At 70.8% G+C, this 4,013-nt stretch carries 4 protein-coding genes; all 4 read right to left on the bottom strand.

Features of this window, described 5'->3' with window-relative positions:
- On the bottom strand, positions 1–2,003 hold a 2,003-nt coding region (locus tag RIF89_RS11680; protein WP_309069280.1), incomplete at its 3' end, for an alpha-mannosidase.
- Positions 1,996–2,757: an SDR family oxidoreductase gene (locus tag RIF89_RS11675; RefSeq protein ID WP_309069279.1), complete on the bottom strand. Its 762-nt coding sequence runs from the start codon at positions 2,755–2,757 to the stop codon at positions 1,996–1,998. The genes RIF89_RS11675 and RIF89_RS11680, both read right to left, overlap by 8 nt.
- A 38-nt stretch (positions 2,758–2,795) precedes the next feature.
- Positions 2,796–3,650 (bottom strand): fumarylacetoacetate hydrolase family protein, encoded by an 855-nt coding sequence (locus RIF89_RS11670; protein ID WP_309069278.1) that lies wholly within the window; start codon positions 3,648–3,650, stop codon positions 2,796–2,798.
- Positions 3,647–4,013 (bottom strand): aldo/keto reductase (locus RIF89_RS11665; RefSeq protein ID WP_309069277.1); only part of this gene is annotated, 367 nt, incomplete at its 5' end. The genes RIF89_RS11665 and RIF89_RS11670, both read right to left, overlap by 4 nt.

The following is a 4,013-nucleotide window of genomic DNA, read 5'->3' as shown; positions in this document are numbered from 1 at the left end:
TTCTCCAGCACGTATCCGCCGTGCGCGGGCGTTGCTCGCACGGCTGGACCCGCCGGCGCCGGTCGCCCGGCGCCCAGCGCCGGCACACCCGCCTGAGGGATCGGAGCCGGATTGAAGACCACGTCCTTTCCGCCACCGCTCAGCGTCGCGATCGACCTCCGGATCAGCTTCTCCGCTGCGGTCATCACGCGCGCATACTGCTCCACGGCCTCGCGATGCACCCAGGCGATCGAGGTGCCGGGCAGGATGTCGTGGAACTGCTGGAGGAGAACCTGCCGCCACAGCGCGTCGAGCTCGTCGTAGGGATAGTCGGCGCCCGTCCAGAACGTGGCGGACGCGGCCCAGAGCTCCGCCTCGATCAGCAGGTGCTCGCTGCGGCGATTGCCCTGCTTCGTCTTGTGCTGGCTGGTGAGCGTCGCTCGGTGCAGCTCCAGGTACAGCTCGCCGACCCACACCGGTGGCTGCGGCAGTTGCTGCTTCGCGCGCTCGAAGAACGCGTCAGGATGCTCCCAGCGCACCTTCGCGGAGCCCTCCAGGTCCGCCAGGCGCTTGGCGATGCCGGTCATCTCGCGGGTCGTGCCCCCGCCGCCGTCTCCCCACCCGACCGGGGCGATGGAGCCGTTCGCGAGGCGCGCTTCGCGGAACTGGCGCGTCGCGCGCGCGATCTCCGCGCCAGAGAGCCGGGAGTTGTAGGTGTCCATCGAGGGGAAGTGGCTGAAGATGCGGGACCCGTCGATGCCCTCCCACGCGAACGTGTGGTGCGGGAACCTGTTCACCTGGTTCCACGAGATCTTCTGCGTGAAGAACCACTCGAATCCCGCGCGCCGGATCAGCTGGGGGAGCGCCGGAGAGTAGCCGAACGAGTCGGGCAGCCACACGCCCTTCGAGCGGATGCCGAACTCCTCCTGGAAGAACCGCTGGCCGTACAGGAACTGCCGCACGATCGCCTCGCCCGTCGGCATGACGGTGTCGGACTCCACCCACATCCCGCCCAGCGGCAGGAAGCGTCCCTGTGCGACCGCTTCGCGCACCTTCTCGTACACCTCGGGGCGGTGCTGCTTGATCCAGGCGTACTGCTGCGCGCTCGACATGCCGTACACGAACTCGTCGGTTTCGCCCAGCAGGTCGGTCATGGACGACGTCGTGCGTGCCACCTTGCGGATCGTCTCGCGCACGGGCCACAGCCAGGCCGAATCGATGTGCGCGTGGCCGACGGCCGAGATCTCGTGCGCCGAGGCCTCGGCCGGCGACGCGAGCGCGGGAGCAAGGGCCGCGCGCGACGCGGTCGCCGTGCCGGGGATGTCCTGCAGGTCGAGCACGTCGAGCGCGTCGTCGAGCGCCTGCAGGATGCGCATGCGGCGCGGCCCCGATGCAGGCAGCTCCGCCTGCAGCTCGAGCAGCACCTCGATGTCGAGGGCCAGCTCGAACACCGCACCCTCGAACACCGCGAGGTCGAAGCACCGCGTGGCGTAGAGCTTGCGCGGCGAGGACGTGCGGATGTTCCCCTGCTGCGTCGGCAGGAAGGGCTGGCCACCCGCGAACGCGGCGACATCCAGCACCACCGGGTTCGATGCAGCCTCGATGAAGAACTCGATCTCCTCGCCGCCTGCCGCCGCGTCCGCGATCCTGACCCATTGATTGCGCGGGTTGAGCGACTTCACCGGCGAACCGTCCGGCAGGTACACGAGGCCTTCGCACTGAAAGCCCGTCATATCGACGTCGAACCCGAGGTCGACGAGCGCCTCGACCCGGCGCCCCGACCACTCGGCGGGCACCGTGCCTCGCACGCGGAACCAGGTCGTACCCCACGCGGCCCCCCACGCCGAGCCGACCTCGAAGGGCTCGAAGTCCAGCGCGAGGCCCTCGGTCGGCGCGGTGGGCTCCCCGGGCAGCTCGTGGAACTCGACCTGAAGCGGCACGCGCCGCGTGTGGACGGCGGGCTGGATCCGCTCGCGCAGCACGCGGACCGCCCGACCGACGGTGAGCGGGATGTCGTCATGCATTGCCGGCACCCGTGCGCAGCCGCAGGTTCTGCATGCCGCCGTCGACGGCGATCGAGACGCCGGTCGTGGAGCCGGCCCGCGGGCTGGCGAGATAAGCGACGGCCTCCGCCACCTCCTGCGCAGTGACGAGCCGACCGTGGGGCTGACGGGCGTGCAGCGCCGCCCGCTCCGCAACGGGATCGGGGGCGGCATCCACCAGCCGTGCCACCCACGGGGTGTCCGCGGTACCCGGGCTCACGCAGTTCACGCGGATGCCTTCGGCCAGATGGTCCGCCGCCATCGCCCGCGTGAGAGACAGCACCGCGCCCTTCGTCGCCGTGTACAGCGCTCGCGCCGGAAGCCCGGCGGTGGCCGCGATGGAGGATGTGTTCACCACGGCCGCTGCCGGAGAGGACCGGAGGTGCGGGAGCGCGGCGCGCGTGACGCGCGCGATCCCGATCACGTTCACGTCGAAAACGCGGTGCCATTCGTCGTCGGAGTTGTCGGCGATGGTTCCCGTGGCGCCGATGCCCGCGTTGTTCACCACGATGTCGAGGCGACCGAAGTGCTCGGCCACGGCGGCGACCGCCGCGCGCACCGACTCGTCGTCGGAGACGTCCGCGCGCACCCCGAAGTGGGCGCGTGCCGCTCCCGACGGATCGAGATCGAGAACCGCGACGCGTGCGCCGCCCTGGTGCAGCCGGTCGGCGGTGGCCGCACCGATGCCGGACGCACCGCCCGTGACGATCGCCGTCAGCCCGTCGTATTCTTCCATCGCTCCTTCTCCCTGCACTCGCCTCGCCCGACGGGACGTCATCCCTGGAGGAACTCCTGGCGCTGCCTGCCGAGACCCTCGATCTCGATCTCGCAGACGTCGCCGTGACGCAGGTAGGGGAAGCGACCCGAGAGGGCGACCCCTTCCGGCGTGCCGGTCATGATCAGGTCGCCGGGCTCGAGAGCGAGGAACTGGCTGAGGTACCAGACGACGTGCTCGACGCCGAAGATGAGGTCCGCCGTGCTCGAGTCCTGACGCGGCTCGCCGTTGACCCAGCTGCGCAGTCGCAGGTCCCCGTGATCCACCTCATCCGGCGTCACCAGCCACGGGCCGGTCGGATTGAAGCCGGGGACGCACTTCCCCTTCGACCACTGGCCGCCGGAGAGCTCGAGCTGGAACTCGCGCTCCGAGAGGTCGTTCGCCGCGACGAAGCCCGCGACGTGACGCATGCTGTCCGCGGTCGAGTCGAGTTCGTACGCGCGCCGGCCGATCACGACGCCGAGCTCCACCTCCCAGTCGGTCTTCGTGCTGCGGTGGGGGAGTGTGACGGGGTCGAACGGCCCCGCCACGGTGTTCGGCGTCTTCAGGAACATGATCGGCTCGCGGGGCGGAGCGGATCCGGACTCGGCCGCGTGCGCGGCGTAGTTCATGCCGATGCAGATCACGGCGCCGGGGCGCGCGATCGGACTGCCGACGCGCAGACCGGACGCCTCCGCGGCCGGGATCTCCGGCAGAGCGCCCTGCTCGATCGCGGTTCGCACGCGTTCGACGCCTCCCTCCGCGAGGAACGTGCCGTCGATGTCCGCGGTGAGCGAGCGTAGATCGAAGACGGCGCCGTCGATGTCGACGATGGGGATCTCGTGTCCGGCGGCTCCGAGGCGTGCGAGCTTCATGGTGTCCTTCCGACGTGCTGGGGATCTTCTCGTTCAGGTCGCGGAACCAGCCCTTCCGCGTCGAGTTCCGCCCACAGGGCCTCCGGCACGTGCGCGCGATAGCGCTCGATCGTGCTCGCCACGTGGCCGGGAGTCCGGCTGCCGAGCACGACCGACACGACGGCCGGGTGCCGAAGGGGGTACTGCACGGCCGCCTCCGGCAGGGTCACGCCGTGCGCCTCGCACACGCGCGCGACGCGACGCGCGCGCTCGATGGTCTCGCGCGGTGCGGGGCCGTAGTCGTAGTGCGCGTCGTCCGGCACCCTCGCCGCGCTCAGCAGGCCCGAGTTGTAGGCGGCCGCGGCCACGACGCCGACGCCACGC

This window comes from Microbacterium sp., assembly GCF_031178525.1.
In the GTDB taxonomy this organism is placed as follows: domain Bacteria; phylum Actinomycetota; class Actinomycetes; order Actinomycetales; family Microbacteriaceae; genus Microbacterium.
This window is presented reverse-complemented; position numbering and strand designations above follow the sequence as displayed.